A 17,511-nucleotide genomic window follows, 5' to 3' on the forward strand; every position below is an offset into this window, starting at 1 on the left:
CAGACTCACCGGATGAGGAAACGCATGGAAGGCTGAGGCGGCGGCGCAGACTTGCGCGGCGGATCGGTTTTGCGTGCCGAGCCAGGAGTGCCGCATGCCCGCGCCCCACCGGATTGAAGCCGACTATCTGATCGAGACCGCCTATGACCCGCGCCGCGCCGCCGAGGCCATGGCGGGCGAACAGTCCAGTGGCACCTTTGTCGCCATTCCCGGCGAGACGCCGGAACTGAAGGAGCGCTCCGCCGCCCGGATCGAGGCGCTGGAACTCGTGGGCACCGCGGAGGCTCCCTCCCTGCCCGGCGCCGGCCGTCCCGAGGGCGGGGTGATCCAGCGGGCGCGCGTCACCCTTTCCTGGCCGATGGACAATCTCGGCCCCTCGCTGCCCAACCTGCTGGCGACGGTCGCCGGCAATCTGTTCGAACTGAAGCAGTTCTCCGGCCTGCGCCTTCTCGACATCCGCCTGCCGCAGGCCTTCGCCCAGGCCTATGGCGGGCCGAAATTCGGCATTGAGGGCACGCGCCGCCTCGCCGGGGTCGAGGGCCGTCCGATCATCGGCACCATCGTCAAGCCGAGCGTCGGCTTCGGGCCGACCGAGACGGCGGAGCTGGTGAAGCTGCTGGCGGAAGCGGGCATCGACTTCATCAAGGACGACGAATTGCAGTCCGACGGCCCGCACTGCCCGTTCGAGGACCGCGTCCGCGCGGTGATGCGCGTCATCGACGACCATGCCGACCGCACCGGCAAGAAGGTGATGTTCGCCTTCAACCTCACCGGCGAAATCGACCAGATGCGCCGCCGCCACGATCTCGTGCAGGAGCTGGGCGGCACCTGCGTCATGGCCAGCCTCAACTCGGTCGGCCTTGTCGGCATGATCGAGCTGGGCCGGTTCACGCAGCTGCCGCTGCACGCCCACCGCAATGGCTGGGGCTATCTCTCCCGCGCGCCGATGCTCGGCTGGTCCTATGTCGCCTGGCAGAAGATCTGGCGGCTGGCGGGGGCCGACCACATGCATGTCAACGGCCTCGCCAACAAGTTCTCGGAGGCCGATGACAGTGTGATCGCCTCCGCCCGCGCGTGCCTCACCCCGCTGTTCGACGACAAGCCCTGCATCGCCATGCCGGTGTTCTCCTCCGGCCAGTCGGCCAAGCAGGCGCCCGGCACCTATGCCGCGCTCGGCACGGCCGACCTGATCTTCGCCGCCGGCGGCGGCATCATGGCCCACCCGGACGGCCCCGCCGCCGGTGTCGCCTCGCTGCGCGAGGCGTGGGAAGCGGCGATGAGCGACGTGCCGCTGGCCGACTATGCCCGCGACCACGCCGCGCTCGCCCGCGCGCTGGAGACCTATGCGGCATGAGCCCCTCCCCGCTCGCTTCCGCCCCGCGGTTGCCGGGCGGCCCGCTCATTGCCTTTTACGGCGACGACTACACCGGCTCGTCGGCGGTGATGGAGGTGCTGAGCTTCGCCGGCCTGCCGACGGTGCTGTTCCTCGGCCCGCCGACGCCGGCGCAGCTCGCCCGCTTCCAGGACATGCGCGCCATCGGCATCGCCAGCGTCGCCCGCGCGCAGCCACCGGAATGGATGGACGCGCAGCTGCCGCCGGTCTTCGAACAGCTCGCTTTGCTGAAGGCGCCGATCAGCCACTACAAGGTCTGCTCCACCTTCGATTCCGCGCCGCATGTCGGCTCGATCGGCCGCGCCGCCGAGATCGGCGAGCGCGTCCTCGGCGGGGACTGGCACCCGCTCATTGTCGGCGCGCCGGCCATTGCCCGCTACCAGGCCTTCGGCAATCTGTTCGCCGCCATTGACGGCACCGGCTACCGGCTCGACCGGCACCCTGTCATGGCCCGCCACCCGGTGACGCCGATGGCGGAGGCGGATGTGCGCCTGCATCTGTCGCGGCAGACCGACATGCCGGTCGGCCTGGTCGATTTCGTCGCCATGAAGGCCGGCCGGGCCGAGCAGCAGCTCGCGGACCAGCGCGCGGCAGGCGCCCGCCTCATTGCGCTCGACGTGCTCGACGACGAGACGCTGGCCGAGGCCGGGCGGCTGGTGTGGGAGCATCGCGGCGAACGGCTGTTCGCCATCGGCTCGCAGGGGCTGGAATATGCGCTCGTCGCCTATTGGCGCCGCGCCGGCCTGCTGGCGCCGGAAGCGCCGACGGCACCGCCGGCGCGGGCCGCGCACATCGCCGTCGTCTCCGGTTCCTGCTCGCCGATCACGGCGGTGCAGATCGACCACGCGCTGGCGAACGGCTTCGAGGGCATAAGGCTCGACGCGACGCACGCGGTGGATTGCCAGGCGTGGGAGCGCGAAATCGCGCGCGGCACGGCGGCGGCGCTCAAAGCGCTGGAGGCCGGCCGCGACCCGCTCGTCTTCACCGCCAGCGGGCCGGACGACCCGGCCGTGCCGGCGCTCAGCCACGCGATCGAGGCGGCGGGTGTCGCCCCGGCGCAGGTCAATGCCCGCATCGGCGACGGGCTGGGGCGCGTGCTGGACGAGGTGGTGCGCCGGGCGGGGCTGACGCGCGCCGTCATTTCCGGCGGCGACACGTCGGGCCATGCCGGCATGACGCTCGGCATCTATGCGGTGACCGCGCTGGCGCCGCTGGCGCCGGGCTCGCCGCTCTGCCGCGCTTATGCCGAAGGCGCCCATGACGGGCTCGAAATCGCGTTCAAGGGCGGCCAGATGGGCCGGCCGGACTTCTTCTGCGCCGCGCGGGGCGGCGCCGCCAACCACTGATCAATGGGAGAGGACCTCAGATGAAAAAGATCGCCTTGCTGGGCGCCGGCGGAAAGATGGGCGTCCGCCTCGCCACCAATCTCCAGGGTTCGCCTTATGAGGTGATGCATGTCGAGCCAACCGAGGCCGGCCGTGCACGCCTGAAAGAGAAGACCGGCCTCGACTGCATCGACGGCGACAACGCGCTGGCCGATGCCGACGCCGTGCTCATGGCCGTGCCGGACCGGCTGATCGGCAAGATCGCCCACACCTTCATCGAGAAGGTGAAGCCCGGAACCGCGATCATCATGCTCGACGCCGCCGCCCCGCATGCGGGCGAACTGCCCAAGCGCGACGACGTCACCTATTTCGTCACCCATCCCTGCCACCCGCCGATCTTCAACGACGAAGTGACGGAGGAGGCGAAGGCTGACTTCTTCGGCGGGGTGCATGCCAAGCAGCACATCGTCTGCGCGCTGATGCAGGGCCCGGACGAGCATTATGCCCAGTGCGAGCAGATTGCCCGCACCATCTACAAGCCGGTCATGCGGGCGCATCGCTGCACGGTCGAGCAGATCGCCATCATGGAGCCGGCGCTGGCCGAGACCATCGGCGCCACGCTCTGCCTCGCCTTGCGCGAAGCCACCGACGAAGCGGTGCGCCGCGGCGTGCCGCGCCAGGCGGCCACCGACTTCCTGCTCGGCCACCTCACCATCGAGCTGGCGATCGCCTTCGAGATCTTCCCCGAAGGCAAGTTCTCCGATGGCGCGCTCTATGCCATCGACCAGGCCCGGCCGCAGATTTTCCGCGAGGGCTGGCTGGAGCGCATCTTCGACCCCAAGGCCGTGCAGCGCTCGGTCGAGGAAATCTGCAACCCGCCCAAGGCCGCCTGAGGCCGCCCACCGGGCCCAACCGCCCGGCTCGTCCGGGGCCCTCGACGGCCCCGGACGCATGAAATCCAACAGGGACAGGAACGCCATGAACCGGATCATCGCCCTTGCGGCCGCCGCCGCGCTCAGCCTCGCCGCAGCGCCCTTCGCCACGCCGGCGCTCGCCACCACCATCATCAAGGCCGGCCACGGGACGCAGACCGCGCATCCCACCCATATCGCCCTGCAGAAGTTCGCCGACATCGTCGCCGAGAAGAGCAAGGGCGACCTGAAGATCGAGATCTATCCCGACCGCCAGCTCGGCGAAGAGCGCGAGATGGTCGAGGGCCTGCAGCTGGGCACGGTCGACATGGCGGTGGTCTCCACCGGCCCGCTCGTCGCCTTCGTCCCCGCGCTCGGCACGGTGGACCTGCCCTTTCTGTTCAAGAGTTCCGAGCATGCCTACAAGGTGCTGGACGGCGAGGTCGGGCAGGACCTGCTGGCCAAGTTCCAGGACCGCGGCATTGTCGGTCTCGCCTGGTGGGAGAATGGCTGGCGCAGCCTGACCAGCAAGAAGGAAGTCAAGTCGCCGGCCGACCTGAAGGGCATGAAGCTGCGCACCATGCAGAACCCGGTGCACATCGCCGCCTTCAAGGAGCTGGGCGCCTCGCCGATTCCGATGGTGTGGGGCGAAGTGTTCACCAGCCTGAGCCAGGGCGTGATCGACGCGCAGGAGAACCCGGTCACCATCGTCTACAGCAACTCGCTGTGGGAGGTGCAGAAGTACATGACGCTAACGCGCCACGTCTATGGCCCGCACCTGGTGCTGTTCAGCCAGCAGGTCTGGGACCGCCTCACCCCGGCGCAGCAGACCATCCTGAAGGAAGCCCTGATGGAGGCGACGACCTTCCAGCGCCAGACCTCGGCCCGGCTGGAAACCGAGCAGCTGAAGCTGCTGGCCGACAAGGGCATGATCGTCGAGCAGGTCGACATCACCCCGTTCCAGGAAGCGACCGCCAACACCGCCTCGGCGTTCAAGAACATCGATCCGGCTGTCGTGGCCAAGATCAAGGCCGCCGCGAACTGAGCCGCGCGCCGGCCGCAGCCCTGACGGCTGCGGCCGGTTCGCAAGCCAACTTTGCCGCAGCCCTAACGGCTGAGGCCGGTTCGCAAGCCAGTGTTGCCGCCCCCTCGTCGGAGCGGCCGATGCGTCCTCCAACGCAGCCGCAGCCCGGAGGCGCCCGCCTCCACGGGAGAGGTGTGACATGCTCTTGAAGTTCTGGACCGGCGTGGAATGGCTGGCGCGCGCCGTGCTCTGCGCTCTGCTGAGCACGATGGTGATCGTCTGCCTCGGCCAGGTGATCTCGCGCTACGTCTTCAACGATCCCTTGACCTGGTCGGAAGAGCTGGCGCGCTTCCTGTTCGTCTGGGTCGGCTATCTCTCGGCCTGGTTCGCCTGGACCAAGCGGGCGCATATCGCGCTCGACGCCGTGACCTATCTGCGCGTTCCGGCGCTGGAGCGGGCCTGCGGCCGGATCGTCGAGGCGCTGGTCCTCGTCTATTGCGGCTGGACGCTTTATGCCTGCCTCGGCTTCCTCCGCCTGACCAGCAACCAGCCCTCCGCCGTGCTCGACGTGCCGATGAGCACTGTCTATGCCGGCTATGCGGCCATGTGCGTCCTCATCATCGGCGACATCCTGATCGGCTGGGCCTATGGCCCCCGCCAGCCCTCGCCGGCTGTTCCCCAGGAGTAAGAACCATGGCCACGGTCCTGTTCATTGCCTTTGCCGTGCTGCTCATCCTGAACATGCCGGTCTCTTTCGCCCTCGCCGTGGCCTCGGTGATGGCGCTGCTCTATGGCGGCCTTCCGCTGGCGCTGGTGGTGCAGAAGATGACCGCCGCCATGGACAGCTTCGTGCTGCTGGCGGTGCCGTTCTTCCTGCTCGCCGGCCACCTGATGGCCCGCAGCGGCATCGCCCGCGACATCATCGACTTCGCCGACACGCTGGTCGGCTGGATGCGCGGCGGGCTGGCCCACGCCAATATCGGCGCCGGCATGCTGATGGGCGGCATGACGGGTTCGGCCGTGGCGGAGGCCTCTTCCACCGGCGGCGCGCTGATCCCGCCCATGCTGAAGAAAGGCTATGGCGCGCCTTTCACCGCCGCCGTGACGGCGGCCGCCTCGACCATTTCGGTGGTCATTCCCCCCTCCATCCCGATGATCGTGTTCGCCGTCGTCACCGGCGTCTCGGTGAGCGACCTGTTCATCGCTGGCATCGTGCCGGGCATTCTGATGACGGTGGCGCTGATGGTCACCGCCTGGCTGATCGCCGTGCGGCAGGGCTACCAGCGCGGCCCGCGCCCGACGCTGGGCTCCATCGCCCGCGCCACCCGCGCCAGCGTGTGGGGCCTCTTGATGCCGGTCGTCATCATCGGCTCGATCCGCTACGGCATCGCCACGCCGACCGAAGCCTCGGTGGTGGCGGTCGTCTATGGGGTGCTGGTCGGGCGCTATGTCTACCGCACCATCGCCTGGCGCGACCTGCCGGGCATTATTCTCGACAGCGCCGTCACGACAGGCATCGTCATGCTGATGATCGCCGCCGCCTCGGTGTATGGGCTGATCGTCACCCGCGAACAGATTCCGCAGGCGGCGGCGCAGTTCATCCTGGAGCTGACCAACAACCCGCAGCTGGTGCTGCTGCTGATCCTGTGCGTCTATCTCGTCGCCGGCATGCTGCTGGACCTCGCCGCCAACATCATCATCCTGGTGCCGGTGCTGTGGCCGCTGGTGAAGCGGCTCGACATCGACCCCATCCAGTTCGGCGTCGTGACCGTGATCGGCCTCGCCATCGGCCTGATCACGCCTCCCGTCGGCGCCTGCCTGTTCGTCACCTGCGGCATTGCCAAGACCGACCTGCTGCGCGGCAGCAAGGCGGCCGCGCCCTTCATCGTCGCGCTGATCGCGGTGGTGCTCCTGATCATCGCCGTGCCCGGCGTCGCCACCTGGCTGCCCTACAGCGCCAAGGCGATGCACTGAGACAGGGAGAGGCGGCGCAACGCAGCTGGTCCGCCGGGGACGCCACTGGTATGCTCAACATGCCGATCTGCGGCGAGACGGCCCCGACCTGGCAGGAGTGCGTGAATGGCTGATGTTTCCGACACCATAGTGCGACGAAAACTGTCCCATGAGGTGTTCGACCACCTGAAAACGCTCATCACCTCTGGGAACTGGGCCCGGGCGACGCGCTGCCCTCCGAGCGCGACCTGATGGAGCGCTTCGGCGTCGGCCGCCCCGCCATCCGCGAGGCGATGCAGGCGCTGGCCAATATCGGCCTCATCGCCATCACCCATGGCGAGCGGGCGCGGGTGCAGCAGATCTCGGCGCGCTCGCTGTTCCAGCAGGTGGACCTCACGGCGCAGATCCTACTCTCCGCCTCGCCGGACAGCCTGGAACACCTCAAGCAGGCCCGCCGCTTCTTCGAGCGCGGCATGGTTCGCGAGGCGGCGCAGCGCGCCACCGCCGAGGATGTGGCGCGGCTGCGCGGCATTCTCGACCAGCAGGCGAAGGCGGTGAGCGAGCCCAAGCAGTTCATCGCCTATGACATGCGCTTCCATACCCAGATCGCGGCGATCTCCGGCAACTCGATCTTCGAGGCGGTGAGCGAGGCGATGCTGTCCTGGCTGCGCCAGTACTACACGGAGATGCTGACCTGGTCGGGCCGCGAGAACGTCACCCTGGTCGAGCATGAAGAGATCATCGACCACATTGCCCGCCACGATGCCGACGGCGCCGAGGCGCTGATGGTCAAGCATCTCGACCGCTCCAGCGCGCTGTTCACCCGGCAGGGGTGAGGAGTGAAGGCTCAGCCCTCGACCCGCAGCACGGCGTAGGGCGGCAGGGTGAGCGCTCCGGTGCCGACAGCCACCGGGCGCGGGCCCTCGCCGGCAAGCACGCTCGTCTCATCCAGCAGTTGCGCGCGACCGCCAAAGGGCAGAGCCAGGGCCTGCTCGCGTGGCGTGAGGTTCGCGGCCAGCATCACCCGATCACCGGCTTGCGTCGCGCCAGCCAGCGCCAGCACCCGCGCTGGATCGGCGGACACCAGGGCGATCGCCGGCGCGCCCCCGATCGCCGCCAGCCAGCGCGCGGCGTGGAAGACCGGGCGGCGGCGGCCCGGCTCGCCCTCGCCCAGCAGGCCGAACGGGCCGGTGAGAGCGGCACCGATGAAGCTCTCCACCCCCGCTTCGGCGAGGCGCGCGGCGGTGCCGACGAGGAAGGCGGCGGCGAAAAGGCCGTCCTGCCGTGGGTCGATCTGCGCCATCGGCACCCGCCGGCGCTCGGGATTGGGCATCACCCGCGCGCCATAGGGATTCTGCCGCATGCCGATGGTCGAGGGGCCGATGCGGTAAGGGGTGTCCGCGCCGATGAGGGCGCGGGCTGAACGCAGGATGAAGGGCAGCGCCTCCAGCGTCTGCATCACCGCGCGGTCGTCGGCATCGTGCACGATGGGACAGGTGCAATGGGTGACATAATCCAGCAGCGCCACCGGCGGGCGCTTGCGGTTCAGCTCGGTGAAATAGCTGAACATGCCGCCGCCGAGCCGCAGCGCCGGGAAGGCGCGGCGGGCGGCGGCATAGACCTCCTCCAGCGGCGGACAGGGCGGCCAGGTGCTGCCGGGCGGGGTCGAGCGCCGGTCGACCGAGGGGCTGACGGCGATGGCGTCCAGCCGCAGCCCCGCCGCCGCCACCTGCCCGGCGAGGTCGCCCAGTTCCGCGTCCAACGGACGGGCACAGGGCACCACATATTCCAGCACGGCTTCCCCGCCCTGCGCCGCCGCGAGCTTGGCGAAGGCCGCAAGCTCCACCGGCCCGTGCCCAGCGGTGGGGTCGATGTGGAACAGCAGGGTCTGCGGCGCGATGTGAGCCAGCTCATCGGCGGCGCCCCGCGTCGCGGCGGCTTCCTCGGGCGCGATCACCAGCCCGAAGAGCGGCAGCCGCCCGCGCGTCGCGCCTGGCGTGAGCACCACCGGCGCGTCGTCGCGCGGAGTCGGCGCGGCGGCGGCTTCCGCGACGATGTCGAGCGTCACGCGCTGGCGCACCGGCACGCCGGCCGGCAGCACATAGGGCCAGGGCAGGGCCAGCGGGCGGACATAGGTTTTGTAGGAGGCGTCCGACCAGTTGCGCTGGTCCTCCATCTCGAAGGTGTCGCCCTCCAGGCGGCAGGTCGCCCGCACCCCCGGCGCGACAGTGTGGGTGATCGCCCGCATGTCCTTGAAGGGCTGCGCCGGGTCGATCAGATCAGGCAGGCGCGCCGGCACGCGGCGCCCGTCGACATGCTCGACCTCCACCTCCGCGCCGGCGAGGGCGACGATGGGGTGAAGCACGGTGAAGCCGCAGCGATTGGTGAGGAAGTCGCCCTCCGGCACCGCCTCGCCCTCGAAGACGAGGCCGGTCGGGCGGCCTTCGATGCGGCCCTGATAGACCAGCTTCTCGCCGCCGGCCCCGGCGCATTCGGCCCGGTAGCCGACCGCAAAGCGTCCCTCCCCCTCCTCAATAGCGAGATCGTGCAGCACCGGCGCGTAGGTGCCCCAGTCCTTGTCGCGCACCAGGAAGGAAATCGCCCGCAGCACCTCGATGCCGTGGAAGCGGATGTTGCGCAGATCGCCACCGATCAGTTCGACGCTCAGCGCGCCGGCTTCGAGCAGGCGGGCCTGCGGCTCCAGCTCCGGGGTCCCGAACAGCGCCCGCCGGCGCGCCTCGGGAGAGGTGGCGGCGGTCATGGTGCCACGGCCTCCGGCTTGGGGGCGGCGCGCCGTCGGCGTACCGCGCGCCCGCCCGCCAGCGCCAGCACGGCGATGACGACGAGCCCCTGCACGATGTCCTGCGTCCCCGCCGGCAGGCCGGCGACCTGCATGGTGGTGACGATGAGGATGAGAAGGAAGCTGCCGCACAGCGTGCCCAGCGCCGTCGACGAGCCGCCGAAAATCAGCGATCCGCCGAGCACCACCGCGCCGAGCGACTGCAGCAGATAGGGCTGGCCCATCTCCAGGAAGGCGCCGCCGACATAGGCGCCGAGCAGCATTCCCGTCAGCGCCGCCAGCAGGGCCGAGGCGAGGAAGGCGGAAGCGATGACGCGGCCCGTGTGAATGCCGGCCAGCGCCGCCGCCCGCTCGTTCTGCCCGACGGCGGAGAGCCGGCGCCCATAGACGGTGCGGCCCAGCAGCAGGCCGGCGAGCGCCACCGCCACCAGTGCGATGACCAGCATCAGCGGCACGCCCTCGACCCGGCCGGCGGCCAGCATCTTCAGGAAGGGGCTCATGGAGAAGCCGGCGGCCCAGCGATTGGCGATCAGCGTCGCCGTGGCGAGAATATAGCCGGTCGCCAGCGTGGCGATGATGGCGGGGATGCGCAGCACGACGACCAGCAGCGCATTGGCGAGCCCGGTCACGAGGCCGATGCCGAGCACCGCCGCCAGCGCCAGCGGCAGGCGGGCATCGGAACCCGCAGCCACCACGATGCTGGCAAAGGCGCTCAGCGTCAGCACGCTGGCGATCGACAGGTCGATATTGCCGCGCCCGGTGGTGACAACCAGCATCTGGCCGAGGGCGACGAGGGTGAGGAAGCTCGCCGAGATCGCCACCCCGGACAGCGCATGCAGGCTGAAGCGCCCGGTGGTGATCGACAGCACCGCCCACAGCAGCAGCACGCCGAGGGCGGACCAGATCCAGCGGTGGCGTTCCAGCCGTTCCATCAGCGCGGTCATCGGCGGGCCTCCCGGCGATCGGCAACGGCGCGCAGCGCCAGCATGGACAGGAGCAGGCAGCCCTGCACGGCGGCATTGTAGTCGGTGGAAACGCCGAGCGCCCCGAGCAGTGCCCCGACCAGCGCGAGGGTGAGCGCGCCCGCCACCACGCCCAGCGGCGAGATCATGCCGCCGATCAGGGCGCAGCCGCCCATGACCACGGCGGCGACGCTGATCAGGGTGAACGGGCCGCCGGCATTGATGTCGCTGGCGGTGTTGATGGCGGTGAGCGACAGGCCCGCCGCCAGCGCGAACAGGCTCGCCAGCATGTAGCGCAGGATAGCGTAGCGCAGCGGCGACCAGCCGCCCAGCGTCATCGCCTGCGCGTTGTTGCCGAAGCCGCGCAGCACAACGCCCAGCGGCGAGCGGTCGATCGCCAGGGCGATCACGGCCGCCACGGCGATGAGGATGAGGGTGGCCGGCACATCGGCCAGTGTCCAGGCGAAGGCCGCCGACAGCCATTCCGGCGAGGCGCCGCCGGGGGTGGGCTGCAGCGTGTAGCCGAGGCCGAGCCAGATGAAAGATGCGCCCAGCGTGACGACGATGGCGGGGATGCGCCGCAGCTGGATCGTCGCGCCGATCAGCCCATAGGCGAGGACGCTGGCGATGAGCGCCACCCCGCCGAGCCAGGGCGTGTCGAACAGCAGCGTGGCGCTGAGCACATTGACCAGCCCGGCAAAGGCACCGACGCCGAGGTCGATCTCGCTGCCGCCGACGACGAACATCTGCGCCAGCGCCACCAGAACCAGCGCGATCGCCGGACCGAGCAGCAGTTCCAGCCCGAACATCGAGACGGTGAGCGGGTTCACCCAGGCCATCAGCGCGAAGACGGCGGCGAGGCTGGCAAAGGGGGCGAGATCGACCAGCCGGTCCAGCGGCCCGCGCGCGCCGGCGGTGGCGTCGCGCTCCAGAGCGCCGGTGCCGGCGAAGGACGCGTCGACGATGGCCTGCTCGGTGATCTCCGTGCCCACCAGCTCGCGCACAATGCGCCCGCCAGCGAACACCAGCACACGGTCGCACTCCAGGAACTCGATGTCTTCCGTCGAGTGCCAGATGACGAGGCGCCCGGCCTGCGCCACCGAGCCGATGAGGGCGTAGAAATCCTCCTTGGCCGCGACATCGACGCCGCGCGTGGGGTCGTCGAACAGGATCGTGTCGGCCTCGCCCACCAGCGCCCGGGCGACCAGCGCCTTCTGCTGGTTGCCGCCGGACAGATCGAGAATGGGCGAATCGAAGCGGGCGGGATCGAGCTTCAGCTTCTCGGCGGCGACGCGGGCGGCGTCACGCTCCTGCCCGTTATCGACCCGCCCCAGCGGCGCCCGGCCTTCCAGCCGGCCGAGGGCGATGTTGGAGAGCACACTCCAGAGCGGAAAGACGCCCTCCTTCTGCCGGTCGCCGGAGACGAAGCTCGCCTTTCCTTCGCGGGAGATGCCCGGGCCGGGCCGTCCATGCAGCCCGTGCAGCAGGTCGCGCTGGCCCGAGCCTTCCAGCCCGGCAAGGCCGACCACCTCGCCGGCGCGCAGCACCACGTCGCGCCCGAGCGGGGCAATGAGGGCGCCGGTCAGCCGGACCCTTTCGCGCGCGCGCTCGCCGATGGCGGGGCGGGCGGCGCGGCGGCTCAGCATCACTCCCTCGGCCGGGCCGCCCATCGCCTGAACCAGCGCTTCCACACTCGCCTCCACGGCCGGCCCGGACCAGACGGAACGGCCATTGCGCAGCACCAGAACGCGGTGGGCGATGTCCACCACCTCCTGCAGCTTGTGGCTGATGAAGATGAAGGCGAGCCCCTCTCTGGTGCGGGCCTTGATGAAGGCGCGCAGCTGCCGGCTGCGCTCCAGCCCCAGCGAAGAAGTCGGTTCGTCGAGGATGACGAGGCGCACCTGCGGGGTGGCGACGGCGCGGGCGATTTCCACCATCTGCCGCTGGCCTATGGCGAGATGGGCGACGCGGGCGTCGACCGAAATGCCGTGATCGGGAAACACCTCGTCCAGCGCGGCGCGGGCGCGGGCGCGAAAGGCGCGGCGCCAGCCCGGCAGCGCCCGCGCCGCCTCCGGCGCTTCGAGAAAGAAGTTCTCGGCCACCGAGAGATTGTCGCACAGCGACAATTCCTGATGGACGATGCGGATGCCGCCGGCCTGCGCCAGCCCTGTGTCGTAGAGATCCGGCGCGATGTCGATGCCGCGCAGCGCGATGCGGCCCGCATCGGCGCGGGTGACGCCGCACAGGATGCGCATCAGCGTCGACTTGCCGGCGCCATTGCCGCCGACGAGGCCCAGCACCTCGCCGGGCGCGACCATAAGGTCGATGCCGTCATTGGCCCGGGTGGGCCCGAACGCCTTGCAGATGCCGGACAGGCGCACGACCGGCGCGGCGGCGTCCGTCCCGGCCGCGACATGGGAGGGGCGAAGCGGCGCCGACACCCCGGCCCTGATGGCCGGAGCGTCCTGCGCGGCAGAGAAAGCTGCCGTCATCATGCGTATCCGTGGTCTGCCTCAGGAAGCGGTCGGCCGGCGGGTCAGTTGCCCGCCTTCGCCTTCAGCAGATTGTCCTGGACCCATTGCTGGGAATAGGACGGGCTGACGATAACGCCGGCCGGAAGGCTCTGATAGTCCTTGAGATTGTCGTCGGTGACGGTGGCGACCGGCATGATCATCAGCTTGGGCGGGTTGGCGCCCTTGACCAGCTCATAGGCCAGCCAGAAGGCGGCGCCGCCAATGCCAGGCGTCGTGTTCATCGAGATGGTGGAATAGCCGTTGGCGTCCTTCTGCTTCGCCCACCACTGGATGAAGTTGGAGGAACCGCCGCCCTCGATGACCGGCATCTTCTTGGCGTACTCGCCGCCATACTGGTCGAAGGCCTGAGCGATGCCGGTATCGTCCGAACCGCCCTGCCCGAGCACCGCATCGACATGCGGCAGGCTGGGGAGCGCATTGGCGACCGCCGACTGGGCGACCGAGGCGGTGGCCTGGCCATAGACGGTCGCCACCACCTTCACGTCGGGAAAGTTCTTCAGCACGGCTTCCTGCGCGCCATACATGTCGGCATCCGGCGCCGAGCCCTTCACGCCGCGCACGACGATGACATTGCCCTTGCCGCCGATCTTCTTCAGCACCCACTCGGCCTGCTCGCGCTTGTAGCCCTTGAAGTCGAAATTGAGCTGCCAGTTGCACGGTGCGGAGGCGATGGAATCGAAGGACACCACCTTGATGCCGGCCTTGCAGGCCTTCTCGATGATGCCGTTCACCGCCGTCTCGGAGGCGGCGTCGACGGCGATGGCGTCGACCTTCTTCAGGATCAGCTCGGCGATCTGGCTGTTCTGCTGGGCGACGGTGCCGTCGCCGTTCAGGATGATGTAGTCGGCGATCTTGCCGTCGGCCTTGGCCTTCTCGGCCGCTTCCTTGAAAGCGTCGACCATCTGGTGCCGCCAGCTATTGCCGAAATAGGCGTTGGCGAGCGCGATCACCGGCTTGTCCGGCGTGGCCAGCGCCGGCAGCGCGCCGGCGGCAACGAGAGCAAGGGTGGCACACGCGGTCGCGCAGACGCGCGAAAGGGTTTTCAGGCGCATATCATTCCTCCCAATGGCCCCGTTGGTGGAGCTCTTGATGGATTTCCCAGGTATCGGCGATCTTGTGCCGCTCGATGGTAGCAACAGTATCTCATTATACCAGTTGCGCAAGCCCGCCGGCCGGGTTCATCTGTCTCCCGGCAGGGCCGGAGGCTCTCCATACCGCCACCGAGGGTACCCCGATGCTTGATGTGTTCGAGATCGTCGATCCCCGCTTCCGCGACCTCGTCCTCCCCATTGCCTGGCTGGAGCGGCTGCATACGGGGATGCGCTGGTGCGAGGGGCCGGTCTATTTCGCCGATCAGCGCTGCCTGATCTGGAGCGACATTCCCAATAACCGGCTGATGCGCTGGTGCGAGGACACGCAGGCCGTCGGCGTGTTCCGGGCCGATTCCAACTTCGCCAATGGCAATACGCGCGACCGGCAGGGGCGGCTTGTCACCTGCGAGCACCGCACCCGCCGCGTCACCCGCACCGAGCCGGACGGCACGCTCACCGTTCTGGCCGACCGCTACCGGGGGCGCCGGCTCAATTCACCCAACGATGTGGTGGTGAAGTCGGACGGCACGCTCTGGTTCACCGATCCGACCTACGGCATCGCGTCCGACTATGAGGGCGGCCGGGCGGAGTCCGAGCAGGACGGGCGCTATGTGTTCCGCCTCGACCCGCGCGACGGCACGCTGGCCGTGGTGGCCGACGATTTCGACCAGCCCAACGGCCTCGCCTTCGCGCCGGATGAAAGCGTGCTCTATATCGCCGATTCCGGCGGCATCGGCCGCGAGGCCGGCAACCGCCACATCCGCGCCTTCACCGTCCGCGCCGACAACACGCTCGCCAATGGCAGGGTCGTCACCGAGGTGACGCCCCATGCTCCCGACGGGTTTCGCGTCGACGAGGCCGGGCGCCTATGGTCGAGCGCCGGCGACGGGGTGCACTGCTATACACCGGAGGGACAACTCCTCGGCAAGATCCGGGTGCCCGAGCGGGTCGGCAACCTCGCCTTTGGCGGCGCGGCCGGCAACCGCCTGTTCATCTGCGGCCACACCTCGCTCTACGCCCTCTTCGTCAACACGCGCGGCGCAACCGCTGCGCCGGCCTCCGCCGCGTAGGCGTGGGTCAGGGGACGGTGCGAACCGTCGGCCTCGGCGAATCCGCCCGCGTCGGCAGCGCCAGGGTGACAAACCAGCAGATGAACAGCATCACCGCCGAGCCGAGCAGGCAGGCAGTGATGCCGCCGAACTGGTAGAGGAAGCCGGAGGCGAGAATGCCGAGGAAGCGCCCCGCCGCATTGGCGGCATAGTAGAAGCCGACATCCTCCGCCGCCTTCTCCGAGCCCGCATAGGCGAGCACGAGATAGGAGTGCACCGAGGAATTCACCGCGAAGGCGACGCCGAAGACGGCAAGACCCACGACCAGCACCAGCGTGGGATCAGGCGGCGCCAGCGCCAGCGCGGCGGCGATCAGCGCCGGCACGAGGGCCAGCCCCAGCGACCACCAGCGCGCCGCCGGCACCTCGCGCGACAGGCCATCGGGACTGCGGGCCACAAGCGAAGGGGCGGCCGCCTGCACCAGCCCGTAGCCGATGGTCCACAGCGCCAGAAAGGCGCCGACCATGGTGAAGGTCCAACCGCTGGCATAGAGGAACACCGGCACGCCGACGACGAACCACACATCGCGCGCGCCGAACAAGGCGACGCGGGCGGCCGCCAACAGATTGATGCCCTTCGACTTGGCGAAGAGTTCGCGGGCGCTGGCGCTGGCCTTGGCCTTGCCCATCATGGCGGGGAGCGAGAACACCACGCCGAGCATGACCAGGAACAGCGCCCCCGCCATCAGCCACAGCCCATAGCGGAAGCCGACCAGCTGCAGCAGCAGGCCGCCGAGGAAGAAGCCGACGCCCTTCATCGCGTTCTTCGAGCCGGTGAACCAGGCCACCCATTTGAACAGCCGGCCTTCCGCCTCCCCGCCCGCCTGCGATTCCGTGATCTTGATCGCGGACTTTGAGGCGGTCTTGGTCAGGTCCTTGGCGACGCCGCACACGCCCTGCGCCAGCAGCACCCAGGTGACGAGCAGCGTGCTGCCCCATTCCGGCGACACCGCAGACAGCAGCAGGAAGCCGGCGATCTGCGTCACCAGCCCGACGGTGAGCATGCGGGTGATGCCGTAGCGCGCCGCCAGCCAGCCGCCGATGAAATTGGCGCCGATGCCCGCCGCCTCATAGAGCAGGAACAGGAAGGCGAGCGTGAAGGGCGAATAGCCGAGCTGGAAGAAGGTGAACAGCACCAGCATGCGCAGGGCGCCATCGGTGAGGGTGAAGCCCCAATAGGCCGCCGTCACGATGGCGTAGTTGCGCAGCCCGCTCGCCGATGCCCCCGACATGCTCATATCCCGACCTTCTGCATGTGGCAGGCGAGATCGACCATGCGGCAGGCATAGCCCATCTCATTGTCGTACCAGGCATAGACCTTGAGCAGCGTCCCGTCGGTGACCATGGTCGAGAGGCCGTCGACGATGGAGGAACGGGTGTCGCGGGCATAGTCGGCGGACACCAGCGCGCGCGGCTCATAGCCGAGAATGCCGTTGAGCGGGCCCTCGGCGGCGGCGCGGAACAGCGCGTTCACCTCCTCCACGCTGGTCGGGCGTTGCATCTCGAACACCGCATCGGTGAGCGAGGCATTGAGCACAGGCGCGCGCACCGCATGGCCGTTCAGCTTGCCCTTCAGCTCGGGATAGATCAGCGCGATGGCGGTGGCGCTCCCCGTCGTGGTCGGCTGCAGCGACAGCATGGCGGAACGGGCGCGGCGCAGATCCTTGTGCGGGGCGTCGACCACGACATTGGTGTTGGTGGGGTTGTGGATGGTGGTGATCTGGCCGTGGCGGATGCCGATCGCCTCATGCACCACCTTCACCACGGGAGCGAGGCAGTTGGTGGTGCAGGATGCGGCGGTGACGATGGGATGCGTTGCCGGCTCATAGAGATGCTCGTTGACGCCGACGACGACATTGAGCACCGAGGGGTCCTTCACAGGCGCGGCGACGATGACGCGCTTGGCGCCACGGTCCAGATGACCTTGCAGCGCCGCCGGGGTCAGGAACTTGCCGGTGCATTCCAGCACGACATCGACGCCGAGATCGCCCCACGGGATGTCGCCCGGGGCGGCATGGGCCGAAAAGGAGATGGGCGTGCCATTGACGGTGATGGCCTCCTCGCCGACGGCCTCGATCGGCGCCCGCCAGCGACCCTGCACGCTGTCGAATTCCAGAAGATGCGCCGTCGCCGCCGCGCCGCCCTTGAGCTCATTGACATGAACGATATCGAGCCGGTTGCCGGCGCGCGGATCGCTGGCCTGGCGCTCGGCAGCCCCCATCGCCGCGCGCAGGGCGAGGCGCCCGATCCGCCCCATGCCATTGATGCCAACTTTCATCCCCGGTTTCCTTCTGCACAGGCCCGCTTTCGCCATGTGCGCCATGGCTGTTGCGCCGTACCAGCCGCAGATGACAGTTTGGTGACAGTCTCGGACACCTCCCGGCGGAAGGCATTGAAAATCGGTCGTTCA

Annotated in this window: 13 protein-coding genes and 1 pseudogene; 8 read left to right on the forward strand and 6 right to left on the reverse strand. The window is 69.2% G+C overall.

Translation table 11 applies throughout. From position 1 onward, the window contains the following. Positions 1-94 precede the first annotated feature (94 nt). From BLO63_RS05790 to BLO63_RS05820, 7 genes and pseudogenes are all read left to right on the forward strand, one after another. The gene (locus BLO63_RS05790; RefSeq protein ID WP_091437626.1) at positions 95-1,354 is read left to right on the forward strand and encodes a ribulose-bisphosphate carboxylase large subunit family protein; all 1,260 of its coding nucleotides are present in this window, start codon (positions 95-97) and stop codon (positions 1,352-1,354) included. Continuing rightward, a complete protein-coding gene (locus BLO63_RS05795; protein ID WP_091437629.1) occupies positions 1,351-2,739 on the forward strand; it encodes a four-carbon acid sugar kinase family protein in 1,389 nt (462 codons plus the stop codon). Before BLO63_RS05790 ends, BLO63_RS05795 begins: the two co-directional genes overlap by 4 nt. A 20-nt stretch (positions 2,740-2,759) precedes the next feature. Continuing rightward, entirely contained in the window at positions 2,760-3,611 is an 852-nt protein-coding gene (locus tag BLO63_RS05800; protein ID WP_091437633.1) for a phosphogluconate dehydrogenase C-terminal domain-containing protein, read from the forward strand. Positions 3,612-3,696: 85 nt separating this feature from the next. Further along, positions 3,697-4,674 carry a TRAP transporter substrate-binding protein gene (locus BLO63_RS05805; RefSeq protein ID WP_091437635.1) on the forward strand — a complete coding sequence of 326 codons (978 nt, stop codon included), beginning with the start codon at positions 3,697-3,699 and terminating at the stop codon, positions 4,672-4,674. Between the two features lie 178 nt (positions 4,675-4,852). Continuing rightward, positions 4,853-5,341, forward strand: coding sequence for a TRAP transporter small permease (locus tag BLO63_RS05810; protein WP_091437636.1), 489 nt, complete (start codon positions 4,853-4,855; stop codon positions 5,339-5,341). A 5-nt stretch (positions 5,342-5,346) separates the two neighbouring features. Next, positions 5,347-6,627: a TRAP transporter large permease gene (locus tag BLO63_RS05815; protein WP_091437641.1), complete on the forward strand. Its 1,281-nt coding sequence runs from the start codon at positions 5,347-5,349 to the stop codon at positions 6,625-6,627. A gap of 105 nt (positions 6,628-6,732) precedes the next feature. Further along, a pseudogene (locus BLO63_RS05820) lies at positions 6,733-7,442 on the forward strand (transcriptional regulator NanR). A gap of 11 nt (positions 7,443-7,453) precedes the next feature. Here the strand turns inward: BLO63_RS05820 and apnL are convergent. From apnL to BLO63_RS05840, 4 genes are read right to left on the reverse strand one after another with little or no spacing between them, the layout of a single operon-like run. Continuing rightward, a complete protein-coding gene (apnL, locus tag BLO63_RS05825; protein WP_091437643.1) occupies positions 7,454-9,367 on the reverse strand; it encodes a D-apionate lactonase in 1,914 nt (637 codons plus the stop codon). After that, positions 9,364-10,350: an ABC transporter permease gene (locus BLO63_RS05830; protein WP_091437646.1), complete on the reverse strand. Its 987-nt coding sequence runs from the start codon at positions 10,348-10,350 to the stop codon at positions 9,364-9,366. Before BLO63_RS05830 ends, apnL begins: the two co-directional genes overlap by 4 nt. Next, the gene (locus BLO63_RS05835; protein ID WP_091437650.1) at positions 10,347-12,863 is read right to left on the reverse strand and encodes an ATP-binding cassette domain-containing protein; all 2,517 of its coding nucleotides are present in this window, start codon (positions 12,861-12,863) and stop codon (positions 10,347-10,349) included. The genes BLO63_RS05830 and BLO63_RS05835 overlap by 4 nt, the downstream gene beginning before the upstream one ends. 41 nt (positions 12,864-12,904) lie before the next feature. Next, positions 12,905-13,954, reverse strand: a complete 1,050-nt coding sequence (locus tag BLO63_RS05840) for an ABC transporter substrate-binding protein (protein WP_091437653.1) — start codon at positions 13,952-13,954, stop codon at positions 12,905-12,907. Positions 13,955-14,136: 182 nt separating this feature from the next. Between BLO63_RS05840 and BLO63_RS05845 the strand changes: the two genes are divergently transcribed. After that, entirely contained in the window at positions 14,137-15,063 is a 927-nt protein-coding gene (locus BLO63_RS05845) for an SMP-30/gluconolactonase/LRE family protein (RefSeq protein ID WP_091437656.1), read from the forward strand. A gap of 7 nt (positions 15,064-15,070) precedes the next feature. Here the strand turns inward: BLO63_RS05845 and arsJ are convergent, their stop codons facing one another. Both arsJ and BLO63_RS05855 read right to left on the reverse strand, forming a co-directional pair. Then, complete coding sequence (arsJ, locus tag BLO63_RS05850; protein ID WP_091437659.1) at positions 15,071-16,333, reverse strand: organoarsenical effux MFS transporter ArsJ; 1,263 nt, start codon at positions 16,331-16,333, stop codon at positions 15,071-15,073. A 2-nt stretch (positions 16,334-16,335) separates the two neighbouring features. Beyond that, complete coding sequence (locus tag BLO63_RS05855; RefSeq protein ID WP_091437661.1) at positions 16,336-17,379, reverse strand: ArsJ-associated glyceraldehyde-3-phosphate dehydrogenase; 1,044 nt, start codon at positions 17,377-17,379, stop codon at positions 16,336-16,338. Between the last annotated feature and the right edge of the window lie 132 nt (positions 17,380-17,511).

The organism is Ancylobacter rudongensis, assembly GCF_900100155.1.
Taxonomy (GTDB): domain Bacteria; phylum Pseudomonadota; class Alphaproteobacteria; order Rhizobiales; family Xanthobacteraceae; genus Ancylobacter; species Ancylobacter rudongensis.